Origin of the sequence: Rhizobium sp. PP-CC-3G-465, assembly GCF_004343445.1 — a bacterium.
GTDB classification, from domain to species: domain Bacteria; phylum Pseudomonadota; class Alphaproteobacteria; order Rhizobiales; family Rhizobiaceae; genus Ferranicluibacter; species Ferranicluibacter rubi.
Window position 1 is genome coordinate 1 of the sequence record NZ_SLYH01000017.1, and the last position, 14,119, is coordinate 14,119.

General features: G+C 55.0%; 13 protein-coding genes and 4 pseudogenes. 8 read left to right on the plus strand and 9 right to left on the minus strand.

Annotation, left to right across the window (positions count from 1 at the left end):
- Window positions 1-123 (plus strand): annotated as a pseudogene (locus C8J33_RS27385) (AAA family ATPase); the annotation flags it as partial.
- A gap of 52 nt (window positions 124-175) precedes the next feature.
- Here C8J33_RS27385 and C8J33_RS24315 read toward each other — a convergent pair.
- Entirely contained in the window at window positions 176-1,717 is a 1,542-nt protein-coding gene (locus C8J33_RS24315) for an IS3 family transposase (RefSeq protein ID WP_110802909.1), read from the minus strand.
- A gap of 63 nt (window positions 1,718-1,780) precedes the next feature.
- Here C8J33_RS24315 and C8J33_RS24320 point away from each other — a divergent pair, with 63 nt between their 5' ends.
- From C8J33_RS24320 to C8J33_RS27200, 5 genes and pseudogenes are all read left to right on the plus strand, one after another.
- Window positions 1,781-2,038: a hypothetical protein gene (locus C8J33_RS24320; RefSeq protein WP_132665670.1), complete on the plus strand. Its 258-nt coding sequence runs from the start codon at window positions 1,781-1,783 to the stop codon at window positions 2,036-2,038.
- Entirely contained in the window at window positions 2,013-2,357 is a 345-nt protein-coding gene (locus C8J33_RS27840; RefSeq protein WP_280953162.1) for a type IV secretory system conjugative DNA transfer family protein, read from the plus strand. The genes C8J33_RS24320 and C8J33_RS27840 overlap by 26 nt, the downstream gene beginning before the upstream one ends.
- Before the next feature lie 26 nt (window positions 2,358-2,383).
- Window positions 2,384-3,035: pseudogene (locus C8J33_RS27845) on the plus strand (type IV secretory system conjugative DNA transfer family protein); the annotation flags it as partial.
- A gap of 721 nt (window positions 3,036-3,756) precedes the next feature.
- Complete coding sequence (locus C8J33_RS24340; protein ID WP_110802913.1) at window positions 3,757-3,963, plus strand: hypothetical protein; 207 nt, start codon at window positions 3,757-3,759, stop codon at window positions 3,961-3,963.
- A gap of 123 nt (window positions 3,964-4,086) precedes the next feature.
- The gene (locus tag C8J33_RS27200; protein ID WP_165910834.1) at window positions 4,087-4,251 is read left to right on the plus strand and encodes a hypothetical protein; all 165 of its coding nucleotides are present in this window, start codon (window positions 4,087-4,089) and stop codon (window positions 4,249-4,251) included.
- Window positions 4,252-4,377: 126 nt separating this feature from the next.
- On the opposite strand, the gene C8J33_RS24345 is transcribed toward C8J33_RS27200, so the two are convergent.
- The 3 genes from C8J33_RS24345 to C8J33_RS24355 all read right to left on the minus strand — a co-directional run bounded on the left by C8J33_RS24345 (window position 4,378) and on the right by C8J33_RS24355 (window position 5,773).
- Window positions 4,378-5,025 (minus strand): hypothetical protein, encoded by a 648-nt coding sequence (locus tag C8J33_RS24345; RefSeq protein ID WP_110802914.1) that lies wholly within the window; start codon window positions 5,023-5,025, stop codon window positions 4,378-4,380.
- Window positions 5,026-5,096: 71 nt separating this feature from the next.
- Complete coding sequence (locus tag C8J33_RS24350) at window positions 5,097-5,399, minus strand: hypothetical protein (protein ID WP_132665671.1); 303 nt, start codon at window positions 5,397-5,399, stop codon at window positions 5,097-5,099.
- 74 nt (window positions 5,400-5,473) lie between these two features.
- Window positions 5,474-5,773 carry a hypothetical protein gene (locus C8J33_RS24355; protein WP_110802938.1) on the minus strand — a complete coding sequence of 100 codons (300 nt, stop codon included), beginning with the start codon at window positions 5,771-5,773 and terminating at the stop codon, window positions 5,474-5,476.
- A gap of 167 nt (window positions 5,774-5,940) precedes the next feature.
- On the opposite strand from C8J33_RS24355, the gene C8J33_RS24360 reads away from it, so the two are divergent.
- Window positions 5,941-6,762, plus strand: coding sequence for a DUF3800 domain-containing protein (locus C8J33_RS24360; RefSeq protein WP_132665672.1), 822 nt, complete (start codon window positions 5,941-5,943; stop codon window positions 6,760-6,762).
- 126 nt (window positions 6,763-6,888) lie between these two features.
- Here the strand turns inward: C8J33_RS24360 and C8J33_RS24365 are convergent, their stop codons facing one another.
- The gene (locus tag C8J33_RS24365; RefSeq protein WP_132665673.1) at window positions 6,889-7,215 is read right to left on the minus strand and encodes a hypothetical protein; all 327 of its coding nucleotides are present in this window, start codon (window positions 7,213-7,215) and stop codon (window positions 6,889-6,891) included.
- Between the two features lie 115 nt (window positions 7,216-7,330).
- On the opposite strand from C8J33_RS24365, the pseudogene C8J33_RS24370 reads away from it, so the two are divergent.
- Window positions 7,331-7,730: pseudogene (locus C8J33_RS24370) on the plus strand (helix-turn-helix domain-containing protein); the annotation flags it as partial.
- 203 nt (window positions 7,731-7,933) lie between these two features.
- On the opposite strand, the gene C8J33_RS24375 reads toward C8J33_RS24370, so the two are convergent.
- From C8J33_RS24375 to C8J33_RS24390, 4 genes and pseudogenes are all read right to left on the minus strand, one after another.
- Window positions 7,934-9,178, minus strand: coding sequence for a response regulator (locus C8J33_RS24375; RefSeq protein ID WP_110802918.1), 1,245 nt, complete (start codon window positions 9,176-9,178; stop codon window positions 7,934-7,936).
- Entirely contained in the window at window positions 9,179-9,634 is a 456-nt protein-coding gene (locus C8J33_RS24380) for a response regulator (protein ID WP_110802919.1), read from the minus strand.
- Between the two features lie 12 nt (window positions 9,635-9,646).
- Window positions 9,647-12,748, minus strand: a complete 3,102-nt coding sequence (locus C8J33_RS24385) for a hypothetical protein (protein WP_110802920.1) — start codon at window positions 12,746-12,748, stop codon at window positions 9,647-9,649.
- 118 nt (window positions 12,749-12,866) lie between these two features.
- Window positions 12,867-14,008, minus strand: a pseudogene (locus tag C8J33_RS24390) (RHE_PE00001 family protein).
- Window positions 14,009-14,119: the final 111 nt, after the last annotated feature.

A 14,119-nucleotide genomic window follows, 5' to 3' on the forward strand; every position in this document is an offset into this window, starting at 1 on the left:
CTTATGCCGGAGCATGTTCGCTCCAAAGCCCTCATCGCTCCCCCAGCTTTCGCCCCACCACAAAAGCCGCGCGGGCGGCCGCCGAAAAATCCTCAATTCGCCATGTCGTCGACGTCGGCATAACTGGGGAATTTTACTTCGGCACTTCGGAGGTGCGGACAAATTCTTGGACTGCTTATGCTGCAATTCCGAGATTTCGGCGGTATTCGGCGGGGCTAATGCCGCCCAGTGAGAGTTTTATGCGATGCTGATTGTACCACTGGATGTAGGAATCTAGCTGCTGCATGAAGTCGTCAGCGGTCGTACTGGTCCAGGTGCGATTGTAGTACATCTCGTTTTTCAGCCGCCCAAAGAACCCCTCGCAGGCTGAGTTGTCCGGCGAGCACCCTTTGCGTGACATAGACCGGGCCAGCTGAGCCTTCTGCATGCGTGACAACCAGCCCGGCCAACGATAATGCGCACCCCGATCTGAGTGCACAATAGGTCGGCTGGGACTGCCGGTGATTGTTTCGATTGCAGCATCAAGCATCGTGTTCACTAGCTGGGCGTCCGGACGCGTGCTTACAGACCAACTGACCACCAGCTCATCGAAACAATCAATCATGGGCGACAGGTACACTTTGCCTGCTGGCAGTTGGAATTCGGTGATATCGGTCAGCCATTTCTCGTTCGGCTTCGCAGCGTGGAAATCACGATCGACCAAATTTTCCGGCGCGGAATCCAGTTCGCCCTGATAAGACGTGTATCGGCGCCGCCTAGCCGTGGTCACGACCAGCTGCTCCTGCTTCATCAAGCGGCGTACCACCTTTTCTGAGACCTGTTCTCCGTCCCTGGCCAGTGCCGCATGAATGCGTCTGTAGCCGTAGCAGTTGCGGTTGGTCTCGAAGAGTACCACAATGGTCTGGCGAAGATCTGCGTATCGGTCCTCAAGGGAAAGCAAAGACCGATGATAAAAATAAGAACTGCGGGCGAACTCAAGCCGCGTGAGGAGTTCGGGTAATGCATATGTGTTTCGCAGGGCATCAACCAGCAGTGCCTTTTCCCGGTTTCCCAAGAGCCGCAGATCGATGCCCAGATCTTTTTTTATGAGTTCGTTGGCCTTCGTAAGCAAGTCATGTTCGAGTTGAAGGCGCTTCACATCACTACGAAGTGCCTCAAGTTCACGCTCGAGTTCGTCTCTTCTGGCAGTCGGTGGTAACTCGCGATGGCGTGTCATGGATGCTGGGACCTCACGACCAAGTTTCTGGTTCTTCCAGTCGTACAACGTCTGCCGGCTCACGCCTACCTTCTGAGCCACCGAGCGGGCGCTGTCACTCCTGGCGCACAAATCGATCACGGCCGTTCGCTTTTCCTGCTCCGATCTCGTGCTAACGTCTGAGCTGACGGTAAAAACTCGCCGCCTGCCGCCTGGTTCATATTCGTCGATCCAATCCGAAAGCTTTTGACGGCAAGGGTAGCCAAGCGCCTTTATGGTCCATGCTAGGCAACGGCCATGCTCCAGATAGTGCTCAACCGCAATCCTCCTTTGCTCATCCGAATATCGATGTTTGGTGCGCACGTAGCCTGCCGACAAGTCGTCGCCCCGTGCAAATTCGCGATGCCAATGCTTCAGAGCATTCTTTGTCGGATAGCCTAACTGACGGATGGTGGCATTCGCCCGTTTGCCGAGCTTGATATAGAGCTGCACGGCCCTCATGCGGTCTTCGTACGAATACATGAACTATCTCCTGTTAGTCCAAGTTTTCGTCCGCACCTCCTTCTGGGGAAAATTCACGCGGCATTGACACGCGTGACGCGCAAGGGCGGTTCCCACGGCTCTGCCCGCTGGGCCTCGCGCTGGCAGCAGTGGCGCGGCGGTGCGATTACCGGCGAAGGCGTCATCCTCGGCCGGGGCGCGTTCCGCCGTCTCCTACGGTTCTCGACCGACGGCATGGTGATGGTGTTCGCGGCCATGGGCGTGGGGCAAGGGCCTCGGCGTCGTCATCCCCTCCCTGCTCACCTATCGCGGCTCGATGCTGGTGACGGACCCCAAGGGTGAAAACTATGCCATCACGCGCCGCCGCCGCGCCTCTTACGGGACGGTGCGGATGCTCAATCCCACCGACCTGATCCATTCCGACTGCTACAATCCGATGGACATCATCCGCAAGGGCACACAGAGCGAGGCCGACGATGCCGCCTCTCTGGCAAGCCTGATGGTCAAGCCGGACGGGCGGGAATCCCATTGGGACGACAAGGCCGCGTCCCTTCTGAATGCGCTTATTCTCCATGCCCTGCACGAACCGACCGCCAGCCGCACCCTTGCCAGCGTGCGCCGTCTGGCGGTCGGCACCCCGAAGTCTTCCTCGCCACGCTAACCGAGATTGCCACCGAGTCTCCGTCCTTGGCCGCCCGCGAGATCGCAGCCTGGTTCCTAACCAGTGCCCGGGGCAAGGAAGACGAGTTTTCGCCGGAGTTCCGCTCGGTGCTGTCCAACACCCAGAAAGCCACTGAGCCGTGGTCAGCCGGGTCTCCGGCAGGGCAACTGTCACAGTCCTCGACCTTTGACCTGGCTGACCTCAGCCGAGAGACCGTCACCCTCTACCTGTGCGTGGATGAGGATTTGCTGACCGTTTACGAACGCTGGCTGCGCGTCATGGTCGGCTGCACCATCAAGACCCTGACCCGCGTCAAGGCCAACCGGCCGAAGCGCAAGGTCGTGCTGCTCCTCGACGAGGACGCGGTGCTGGGTCGGCTCGATCCCCTGGAATCCCAGTCCGGCCTGCTCCGTGCCTACTGCACCCCCGTGCTGATCTGGCAGAACCTGCCCCAGGTCCAGAAAATCTACGGCGACGACGCCAGAGCGTTCCTGGCGAACGCCTCCGCGGGTGTTTTTCGGGGTCAACGATAACGATACCGCGCAGTATGTCGCGACGATGGTCGGCCACACCACCACCCTCTCCAACTCCACCAGCATCAGCCAGTCACGTGACGCCTGGTCGCCGCGCAACCGGCAGGAAGGGCAATCTGAAAGCGGCTATTGGCTGCTCGATCCGGCCGAGATCCAGCGCCTGCCGCTGACGCGCACGATCGTCAAATTCCGCAACGTGCCGTTCTCGATCTTCGGCCGCCGCATCGATTACCGCAAAAGCTGGCGCTGGTACACTTGGTGGGACCGCTGGGGCGGCGCACAGCCGCGCGGGTTCACGACCGAACCTCCCGAACCCGCCGACGATGAAGATGACCTTCCGCCGCTCGCGCCTGCCCGCGATCGGCGCGACCGTGTCCGCACACGCCCCTTCGCGAGGATAAACCCTTTTCCAAGACCAAAAGCGAGGATAAATCGAATTTCGCTCGCTTTTGGTCCATCTGCCTCGATTAATCATCGCCAATTTACTAGAAACGCCAATTCTTCTCGTTTGAATTCGATATCTTACCGCATTAGTTGTTGGAGTATCGATAGTAGAGGTAACTTTATGACAGACAAACGATCAAGGGGCCGCCCGCGCGGTACAGGTGCGAACGACATCCCTCATCTCGCCAAGATCGCGGACATCATGTTTGCCGACAAGTTGACGAAACCGACCACGGCGATGCGCAGGTATCTTGCCGCCGCTGGCAGGTCAAATGGAAGGAGCATGGTGAGGAGCTTCTGGAAGCAGCGCGTAAAAGGGCCGAGCCGGTAAGGCGATCGGTTCCGCGCACGTTGCCTTTGTCTCGCCTCGAAGAATTGGCTTTGGGGAACTTATCGGGCCCGATTACCCAAGCGGTTGAGTGTTGTCGGATAAGAGATGGCCTCACAAGCTGGAAACATCGTCTTTCATCGATCTCATTGAAAAAGCCCGCCAGCAAGGCGCGTTTTTGGACCATGCGCTTGCAAAACAGAATGCGCTCAAAGCTGCTTTCGGTCAGGATCATCGCTCGGTCCTGCTCGAACTGAACCAGCGTAAGGATCTCCTTAAACGTGCTGGTGTGCTGAAATAATTACTCATCCCTCGCACTGAACACTCTGTGAGAAGCTGTAGAATCTGGTCGGCTGAAGCTGTGCTTTGCACGGCCCCGGCCGAAAGGGCAGGCTGTTGCCCATGTTATGGAAAGGGCAGGTTGATGGAAAAGGATACGCTCGAAGTTACAGTGCTCGGGATGTCGCTCAAGGCGAATGGAACGGTTGCCATGATGATCCTGGCAGTGTTGTTGCTGCTGGTTTCGACCCTGGCAATGTTTGTCGCCGGACCTCAGCTTGTTACCGCCGTCGCTTCCCGGCTGGGATAGGTCTTGCGGTGCACAAAGCTACCAGAATGGCGAATGAACGCCTGCGCGTTCTCTGCTCTGGATAAGGAGCCGCTACAGATGTCCACGCGAAAAAGGGCGAAGACCCTTTCCTAGTGGGTCGGAGCTTCAGCTTTTCATCCGCTCAACAGCCCATAACAAGACTTCTGGGTTTAGGTTGCTGGCCCAGAGTGAAAGGTGCGGGACATTGGCGAATTGAAGTTCGCGCCCACAGAAGATTGCCCTGCCGCGATGAGCCTGCCACGTAGCGTGTCCGGCAGGTCGGCTTTCCATAGACAGAACAGCGACAGCTTTCCGGAAGTTGTCGATGCCGCCAAACGTCATCAGAAATTGGGGCTGAACGGCATTCAGAAAAATTGCGTGGACCGGCAGGCATAGCGTTAATTCGCTGGCGAAATCCGCATGGCTGTTTAGCCGTGTTGATCGGGTGAACACCAGATTTGATGCCGGTACCGAACGCGTCTCCAGCCCCATGGTCTGGCACAGGCCCTGAACGCGCCTTTGCAGAGGTGCGGTACCGGCAGCCTTGAGGTGACCACCGGGTGACCATTGCTCATCGATGTAGGCATTATGCCCGTTACGGGATTGGGCGAGAGATTCGCGCACTGTTGCCCCCTCCGACCCGCCAGGGTTCAGGCCAAGCAGGTAGACCGGACTGGGGACGAGCGTCGCTTCAGCCGAGTACAGCACTTTCCCGGGCCGATCGAGCAGGCCGACGGTTTCTAGGTAAGCTTCGGCATCCTTCAGCGGACTCATGCGTGTTACCTTGCGAGAAAAGTAAAATTCTAATGTAGCCGGGAAACTCCGTACTGTAAAAGCCGGACGGTCTATCCTACCATTACGTCCAGCTCTTCCCAGCGTGACAGATCATGTTCGCTGACGCGCTCCTGAACTGCAGCCAGCAGCCAGCCGCATGCCGTTACATCGTTGGCAGCTTTCAGAGGAGTGAACCGTTCAAAACAGGCAACGGTACGTGGACGCCTGCCTTCATGATCCGGCAGGATGCCGATCACACACTGGGCTTCCCGATAAGCCGCCGCAATACGGAGGCGGTCACCCATATCGGCCTCGGCGATGGCATTGCTGGCCCAGGCTAGCGAGATAACAAGGTCGGCGGCTTCGTCGTTCATGCATCGCCCAGGCTAGTCCGAGCAGCGGATCGCATTTGCTACTCATGGATAATTGATGCATTGCACCCAAGACGTCACTGCGACGATACGTTTTGGCTCCAGTGGTCAATCTCCGAGCTATCGAGATAGCGCCGCAGTGATCTCAGGTACGCAACAATCTCCCGCCGCAGAAAGTCCCGGTCGCCAAATTTTTGGTTGATTGCCTGAAGCTGGGGGGCTGCAATCTCGTAATTTTCATCTGACAGATCGGCATCGCCAATTGTGTAAAGATCGTCTCCGCAGGCGCAGATGTCACAACCCGTCTCGATGATGGCGTCAACGAAAGCCGGGATTTCACTCTCCTGCATCAAGCGCGGTTCCACCTTACGGGCCATCCTCGCCTCCCCCAATAGTCCTAAAACTGGGACACAGACAATCATGACTGCCTGATAAAGGCAACCCTTGGATGTCTGACGCATGACGGCAGTTCCGAACGAAATTTCGCGTTCAACGACGCAATATGTTTCGTTGGAAGCAGAAATAGCTGTGCCATCATACTAGGATGAACCTCCCTTCTTCTCCCAAGCGCCTCGAATACCATCTGTTCATTGATGACACCGGCAGCGGCGATCCGGATCACCGCCCCTCAGAAACGCGCCGCGACCGTATGGATTGTTTCGGCCTGGGCGGCTTCCTCATTAAGGAGGTAGATGTGGAAGGCCTGAAGGAGGCTCATGCCGCGTTCTGTGTCAGGCACACCATCGATTATCCGCTGCACTCCCAGGAAATCCGGGGCGGACGCGGTCAGTTCGGCTGGCTTAAGAAGCCGGAAAACGCCCGCGTGTTTTTCCCGGAGTTGGATGCGTTCATGCTGGGGCTGCCGATCGTCGGCATTGCTGCCGTGATTGACCGCCCCCGCTACGTGGCCCGCTATCGCGAGCAGTATGCCGAGCGGCTCTGGTTCATGTGTAAGACCGCCTATTCAATCTTGATTGAGCGGGCCGCAAAATATGCCGACAGCCAGGGACGTGTCTTAGGGGTATTTTTCGAGGAATGCAGCAAGCACGAGGATCGCGAACTGATCCAGTACACCGAGGCGCTCAAATCCGATGGCATGCCGTTCGGCAACCAGCCGTCAGGGAACTATGCCGCCCTGTCACCTGAGGATTTCCGGCGTATCGTCATGGGTGAGCCGAAACGCCGAACCAAAAAGACGCCCATGATTCAAGTGGCCGATCTGATCCTGTATCCCATGGCCAAGGGCGGCTACGAACCCACTTACAAACCGTATGTTGATCTGATGGCGGCAGGAAAGCTGATTGATGCGCTGTTGCCGCCGCAGGACCGGCCAAGCCTCGGCATCAAATACAGCTGCTTTTCATAGAAAAGGCCCCTTTCGGGGCCTAAATCCATTCGGCCAGCGCTTAGCGCTGACCCCGGAGCGTTGCTCTAGGTATAAAATAGGCTTTGAAGACAAAAATTGCAAGCCGTTTTGTTATTATCAATGATATCAATCATTTGAATCCGTAAAATCATCAGAAGGCGGTTCGTTGGGTGGACCTATTTCACTAAAAGCTGCCGCCGCGAGTTGAAAGGTTTGGCAAATCTCAAGGATTTCGTCGGGTTTGAAATGTAAGTCGTTTCCAATCCCCACTCGTTTCTCACGATCCTGTAGTTCAACCCTTGTGGCAAAATCGCCATCAATATGCTGCGCTTGAACGAGCGTGCCCATTGGCCCCGATACATCAATACGTTGATCGGGCGGGCCATCTTTTATGGAGGTCTTCGGCATAAGCCATCTGACGACCATTTCCTGACCATCGGTCGTGTCTGGCACACCTACAACCCCTGCACGATGCGCTAGAGCGGCACCCGATCTGACTGAATCGCACTGGCTATTCAAATCATGATTTGGCTGATTCAATAGGAGCCGCCGGATGGAGGCGGCGGATATGTCGAAGGCTTTATCAATGGATTTGCGGGTGCGTGCTCTTGCTGCGGTTTCGCAGGGCCTGTCGCATCGGGCGGCGGCTGAACGTTTTGAGGTGAGCGCCGCCAGCATTAGCCGCTGGCGCAAACTTGAGCGTGATTAAGGCGATGCCCGGCCTCATGCTCTCGGCGGAGATCGGCGCTCCGCCCGCATTGATGCGCACATGAATGCCATCCTCGAAGCCTTGGGTCCGGACAAGGATGCGACCATCGAAGAGGTGCGGCGTAGCCTTGCCGGACAAGGACTGTTCTTCGGCTTCGGCACGATCCAGCGTTTCTTTGCCCGTCACACCATCACGCGTAAAAAAGAGCGCGAACGCCTCGGAGCAAGAATTGCCGGGGGGGCATTGCCGAAGGAAAAACCGGGGCTGCAGCGCTGGGATCGCTCGGTGCGTTACGCTTTGATCGTTTCTCTCCGAGCCCCAGGTGCCGAGATTGACATCTATACGCCGATTGCCATCCAGCTTGGAATTGAAGTTCCGGCGACGTAGCCTGTACTGCCTCGCGACGACGGAAGTTCAACCCATCGAAAATAGCTACGCTTTTCAGCTTACGCAAACACCGACTTATCGGCTCATTAGCCTTTCGATAGCCGAGACCGCTAAAGCTCCGCTAATATATGAGCCAAAAGCTTGAATTTTGCTGTCCTTCGTTCCATCGGCGAAGTCAACCACAGATTTAATTACGAGCCAGTTCGGTTGTGGTTCCAATGCTTCATGACACGCCCATGCGACCGCAAACGCCTCCATATCTACTCCGAGCATTTTTCTTTGTTGCGTAACAACTCCGGAAAAAAATTCTTTGTGGTTTTGAACTGCAGCGCCTGAAGCAAGCGGTGCTACATGAAACGTCGGAACAACCTCTGGCCGATAGCCGGGGCTCTTTCTATAAAGTTCCTCTAACAGAGCTTTGTCGTTCGAAAGTTCCGTCAATACGCCAACGACTCGAGCTGATGCCGCAGCGTGAAATGGCGCCGGCTCGAAAACGACTTCACCGTCAACCTCGGTGAACTTCCCGCTGCCGTAATCCCAGGTCAAATTAGCGCCAATCGCGTCACCTAGTTTGCAATCACCCCGACGACCAGCGCAGACACCAGTCATGACCACCAGCTTGGGTTTGAACAATGTAATTGCTTTCGCTGCTGTCACACCTGCAGAGACCAATCCCATCTGCGGCAGACACATACAAATGGCCGAAACCGTTTTATCGCCGAACGGCATCTGGGCAGACCAATAAATTGCAGGATCTCCAGGGAAAGTCACAACTTCCCATTTACAGCCTGACACAGTATGCAGCGCAGTTAACTCCGGATCCAAGAGCGCACAGACGAAAAGCAACTCACACTCGGGCCTCACCGTTGGGACGATATCGCTCTTCGACTGATTACTCTGATACTCCTCACGCGCTTTAAGATATTGGAGCTTTTCCATTAGGCGCAGCTTCCAGGTGGTCTTGGACGGTCCGACCTCTTCGACGAACCAAGACTTAGCTGCAAAGTCCTCCTCGGACGCGGCAAGAGCCTCGAGATTTGAAGTCAGACCCACAATATGTTCTGGGAGTTGAACATCGTTGCCGCGATTAATGCGCTTCAGCAGATCCACGCCTCCTGAAAGGTTCGGCGCCTCCCCCACTCGGTTTGGGAGGTACATATCGATGATCAACAGGTCGAAGTAATTGCTCTTCAGCTCTTTCAGAGCGGCCGCTGCTGTCGTGGCGACCGTTATGCAATCTTCAGCGATGTCGGCATCCCGCAAAACAGCGCAAATTTCGACAACTTTGGCATTCTCATCGTCTACAATTAAGATCTGCATTTAAGTATCCAAGCTCATTCGTACATCTTTGATTGCTGACTTCCAGTCCGCTTGGCCAGACGAATAATGCACAGCCTGCACAAATATTCGCGGGTATCTCTCACGTAATTCAGCGTCCAAACTATTGAGAGTTATGAGGCGGGGCGCAATGTCGAAGGTTTCAAACATCGAAACGATCACTACCTTGGTCGCAAACGACATGCGGTTGACCCGCATAACGAATTCACGACCAGCAAAGGGCATAAGCTCAATGCGAGATCCCTTGCTTTCATCAGGAGCATAGTTGGGCAGCGTCATATCGAGAATGATAAAGCCAGGCTTGGTATCACGAGCTACGCGAAGGCCGGATATAAGGGCCGATGTGACATCCAAGTCGTCCGCTGGGAACTCGGACGAATAGTACTCTACAAGTGATGCACGCTTTTTTGGATTATCCTCTACGATCAAAGTTTTCACCGCAGTTACCCTCTAAAACTGAATAATTCTGAATGTCATGCCGACGCGGAATTTTTCAGCTTCGTGATCGACTGAGATTATGGTGTTGGGTTTTCCATCCCGGAGAGTGGACCGCGCCACTTTTGCCAAACCAGAGCCACCCTCTTTGGGAAGCTTTTTCTCATATTCTCCTGTTCGGATCTTCTCGTTGTTGTCTGAGGCCGCTTGTTCAGCCTTATCCAGGTCTTTGCAGTCACTGACGAATTCGACATCTAGCGCGTCGTCGCCGGACATAATCATGTGAATATTGACAGTCGGTTGTTCGACCTCTGAATGAGCGTAGACATTGGTGAACAGCGCTTTGAATACCTCGATCAATACCTGCAGCGAATACGTAACCGATATTCCGGTGTCGCCAGAAAATGTAACACGGGGCTGGAAATCAGGATAAAGGCGGCAAACTATCTTCTGAGCCGCGCTTATGATTTCTACCAACCCAAGAGGCTCCACGTCAGTGGAGCGAGCAACATTATGCCATGAAGATATATCTCTTACGGCATTGCTGAGTTCCTGACGCGCCCGCATCAGAGCATCCGAGAACGGGGGCAGCCTCTGCTGTCCCGTGGCTTGGCGGACATCGTCCTCCAGCTCGTCGATGAGTCCGTTCAGTTCATTCGTTAAAACGTTTTCGATAAATTCGCGAGCGTCGCTCAAATTTTTTTCTATAATGGTCCAAAATATGGACGTGAACTCGTTAATAAGCGCCTCAAAGTCAACGACCTCAGCAAATCTCGCACACGCTGAGAGTACCGAAGCTTCCGACCAATCGGCAACGATCAAACCCTCTGGCTTATCGGGTCGCCGCACTTGCAGAAGATCATTTTTGATAGCTTCTAGCTTGTTATCGAACTTCTCTGAGAACCGAGCCAAAATTGGCCCAATTTTTTCCCCGTAGTACTCATAGCCGTTGTCGATAAAATACCCCTTCCAAAAACAATCATCCGGATAACCGAGTGGCTCTTTCGTAGTGAGAATATTTTCTGCACTGAGTGGGCTCTGAAGATGAGCCTCGACTGCACCATGGCGCATGCCGAGACTAAGATAGGAATCGACACCGTAGCGAGGATCCAGCGCATATTTTTGATTCAGTTCGGCCAAGATCGTCCGAGCTATGTCGAGGGACTCGTTGTTAGGAACCTTGAACGTGAACGTTTCGGACTTTCCCGAAGTCAAATGAGCGATAAACTCAACATCAGCATTTTTCTCGACTGGCGGCAGTCCAGCGTCAATAAAGTCTTTTAACCGATTGAATTTTGGAGACAGCTCCGTCAGCGCCCACGTCGCGAGAGCTTGCTCGTCACACTGTACTTTCCCCACATGAAACCTTTGAAGAAGCTCTTCGATCGTCTGTTGCCCGATGATGGCGTGAACCTCATCGATGTAATCGTCTTCGCGCTCGAGATTTGCCTGCGCAAGATTGAAGAGCACTTTGATACGCTCTTCCTCCATTTCTGCCTTTGACAAAAATTCCAGTGACTGCCTCAAAGAAGCGGATGTGCAGGATTCACTGAGAAACGCGATATCGATAAGTTCTCCGATCGTTAGGTCGCTTGGCTTGCTAACTCCTCTCTCGTTCAAATGCTGCTCTACCGCGATATAGACTAGGTTCTGCCCCTCGTCTCCAAGACTTCCCGCAACACGCGATAGTGCAATCGCAGCCCGCGCGTCGTGCCCAACATCGGCTACCTCGTCTTCTGTGATACTCGTTGAGAACAGGCTCGCTGGAAAATAACCCGCAGCTAGCGGGTCTCGACTTGTGTAGTTGTAAAGGAGAATTAGAGTGTCCAGAGTTCTTCCTTCGCTGATGCCGCAGATGCAGGCGATCCGGAAAAGCTCCCGATTTTCATAAACGGAATCTGAGTTCCCAACCTCGACCAACATAGTATCAAAAGTGAGCCCTACAGGTCGGCGCTCGATGTGCTCCGGGTTAAGTTCCATGCTTTCGAAATGAGCGCTCGCTATTTCCCTGCGGTAAATGGCCGACTTTACATCTTCCAAGTTTTGCGCGGACTTCATCGCGAAAAGCGAGCTTGCGAGGTATGCCCGAGGAGATTGCGGCTGATGGAAAAACTCGTTCGCGAGGGCGATATCAAGCTCGCGATCAGGGGCAGAGGAGACGCCGTCGAGCACCCCAATACTGTCGAGCAGGTAGCCACACCACCTATTCATGATAGGCAAGAGGAGCGTCGATTCGACGTTTTCAGCTACCATATCTCGCGCTTTACCTCTCCAGTCACCTGTAGCGCTTAAGAGCGGAATGAAGTCAGCGGAAAATGGGAAACTATCGGGCGTTGACGAATTCGGATCGGACGTCACCAGATTCGCCAGAAACTCGTATTGGTCAACCAACGGAAAATACAGAAGCAACGGTGATAGCTTTGCAGCCACCTCCAGGTTCAAAGGCGGATTGAATGTGAGGTAGTATAGTAATAGGTTCAATTCGTCGTCGACCATTTTGGAGAAGATGAACCTGTTTAAAACCTCCATAATGTCGACCGGGTGCCGATCGCCTTCTGACGCAATCCCTTTGCTGTACAGTATGATATTCGAGATCGAAGGATTGGAGACATAGACGCTTCCCTGCATCCAACGCCGTTGAGCATCTAGCCCCTTGGACTTGGCTAGCGAGAAAAGAGCTTGCGAAGCCGCCGAGTAACTCCACATGCACGTCTGCATCTCGACTGTGGCACTCTCGAAAGATGATCTGTGGTCGGTTACCTGATCGATGCTGGTGTAAGCATTTCGATTATGCCTTTCAATTTTTCGCTGTGCTGCAGTGATCGCCGCAATCTGCCACTTTAGTGCATCTTCAAGACGGTCGCCTGCGGCAAGTACATAATCAGGGAGCTGCGACGGGGTCCGGGGCAACAACGACACCAGATAGCGGCGATATTTATATCGCGCCAAGGTCCACTCAAGCGTTCGACTGAGAGCTTCAACCGAAGGAGCCTCATTCCGAATAGAAAGTAGGGCGTCGTGCGCTCCCTTAGAGACACGTACTTGGCGTTTTTGAGGGGTTAGAGCTGAAGAGCGAACTCGCGGCTTTTGCGCTTTTGTCCGTTTACGGTATGCCATTATCAATCCGTCTACTTTCCGAACCGCAGTAGACTCCTGGTTACATTTGCTCTCTACGCAACTCAAGCCTTCACTTCAACTTCTAGGTGATCTGCACAAGAATCCATCTATTCTTCCACTAAAGCACGCCCCACGCCCGAAACCTCCCCCTCCCCGTCATCTCCCTCAGCCCCAGTTCCAAAACAATCCGCCGCGCCGCCTGCGGCGTGACGTCGAGCGTTTTCGCTACCATCCCGGCCGACACCAACGGTTTTGCCATGACGAACTCAACCAGCTCCGGCAGTTTTGAAGACGATCGTTTTCCCACCAATTCGCGCTCCATCATCTGCCGAGCGAGCGCCAGCCGGTCATGCTCTTTCATGCCGATCTCGGCCGCCGCCAACAATCCATGCGCGATGGCAAGCAGCCGGGTCTCACGATCGCGATGGCGGCGGCGATCGACGGGAATGGTTTTGAGGTTGAGATTGATGGCGGCGAGGTGCGCGCCTGACGTGACGCCGGCCTGGCGCAGGATCGACGCGGCAAACAGCCGACCGAGCCACGGCGCGTGCTGAAGGACGGAAAGTTCGTTCCAGGCATCAAGGACGATGATCGCCTGCAGCACCGCCGGCAAGTTTCCGGCTTGGCGCAACACGCTGCGCCATTCGTCGAGCCGGGCATCCTCGTCCCAATCGAGGTCATAGACCAGCGGATCTTTTTCGGCCGCGCCACTCCGGCCGGGCCGTGTTGCGTTCGCGATCGCCGCTTCCGATCGGGCCAGCACCGCATCGATCGCGGCGTAGTCGACACCCGGAAGGTTCTCGACGTCGTCGACATGTTCCCCTCCCCTTCCGGATTCTTTGCCTCGACCGCGGACCGGACTAAACCGGCCGGCTCTATCGCCTCGGCTCCGACCTGACTTATGTCGGACATCTGTCGCAAAGTTCGGATACCGTCTACAGACAAGGCCCAGGCCGGGAGCTGAGCTGCGATGCGCCGGCGGGTGCGAAGAACGTCGCGGGCGATGGTCAGTTCGTGGGTCGGCGTGCGAATATCCTTTGTGGCGTCGTGGAGTACGAGGTCATCGAGGTGAACAAGTTCGCCATCGATCCACAGCGAGGCACAGGCGTCGGTGAAGTGGGAGCGCTCAATAAAGCCCTGGCCGACAGGCGGACGGGCGATGCGCTCGTCGAGACGAGTGAGTGCGGTAGCGGCCTCAAAAGCCGGCCGCATCAGGGCTGTCATGCTGATTTTCGCGATATCATAACCCATTGAAATCATGGTAAATGATTTCTTATACGAACTATATAATGAATATTACGGTTCCTCACATTGTATCATTGCCAGTTGGCGTTATAACGTCCGATAAGTATCCCTTGTCGATGGTATATA

Excerpts from the sequence above, each read along its gene's own strand:
- C8J33_RS24345 (WP_110802914.1), bottom strand. The coding sequence starts at position 5,025 with ATGAGTCCGCTGAAGGATGCCGAAGCTTACCTAGAAACCGTCGGCCTG.
- C8J33_RS24375 (WP_110802918.1), bottom strand. The coding sequence starts at position 9,178 with ATGCAGATCTTAATTGTAGACGATGAGAATGCCAAAGTTGTCGAAATT.
- C8J33_RS27200 (WP_165910834.1), top strand. The coding sequence starts at position 4,087 with ATGGAAAAGGATACGCTCGAAGTTACAGTGCTCGGGATGTCGCTCAAG.
- C8J33_RS27840 (WP_280953162.1), top strand. The coding sequence starts at position 2,013 with ATGCTGGTGACGGACCCCAAGGGTGAAAACTATGCCATCACGCGCCGC.
- C8J33_RS24360 (WP_132665672.1), top strand. The coding sequence starts at position 5,941 with ATGAACCTCCCTTCTTCTCCCAAGCGCCTCGAATACCATCTGTTCATT.
- C8J33_RS24350 (WP_132665671.1), bottom strand. The coding sequence starts at position 5,399 with ATGAACGACGAAGCCGCCGACCTTGTTATCTCGCTAGCCTGGGCCAGC.
- C8J33_RS24385 (WP_110802920.1), bottom strand. The coding sequence starts at position 12,748 with ATGGCATACCGTAAACGGACAAAAGCGCAAAAGCCGCGAGTTCGCTCT.
- C8J33_RS24355 (WP_110802938.1), bottom strand. The coding sequence starts at position 5,773 with ATGGCCCGTAAGGTGGAACCGCGCTTGATGCAGGAGAGTGAAATCCCG.
- C8J33_RS24315 (WP_110802909.1), bottom strand. The coding sequence starts at position 1,717 with ATGTATTCGTACGAAGACCGCATGAGGGCCGTGCAGCTCTATATCAAG.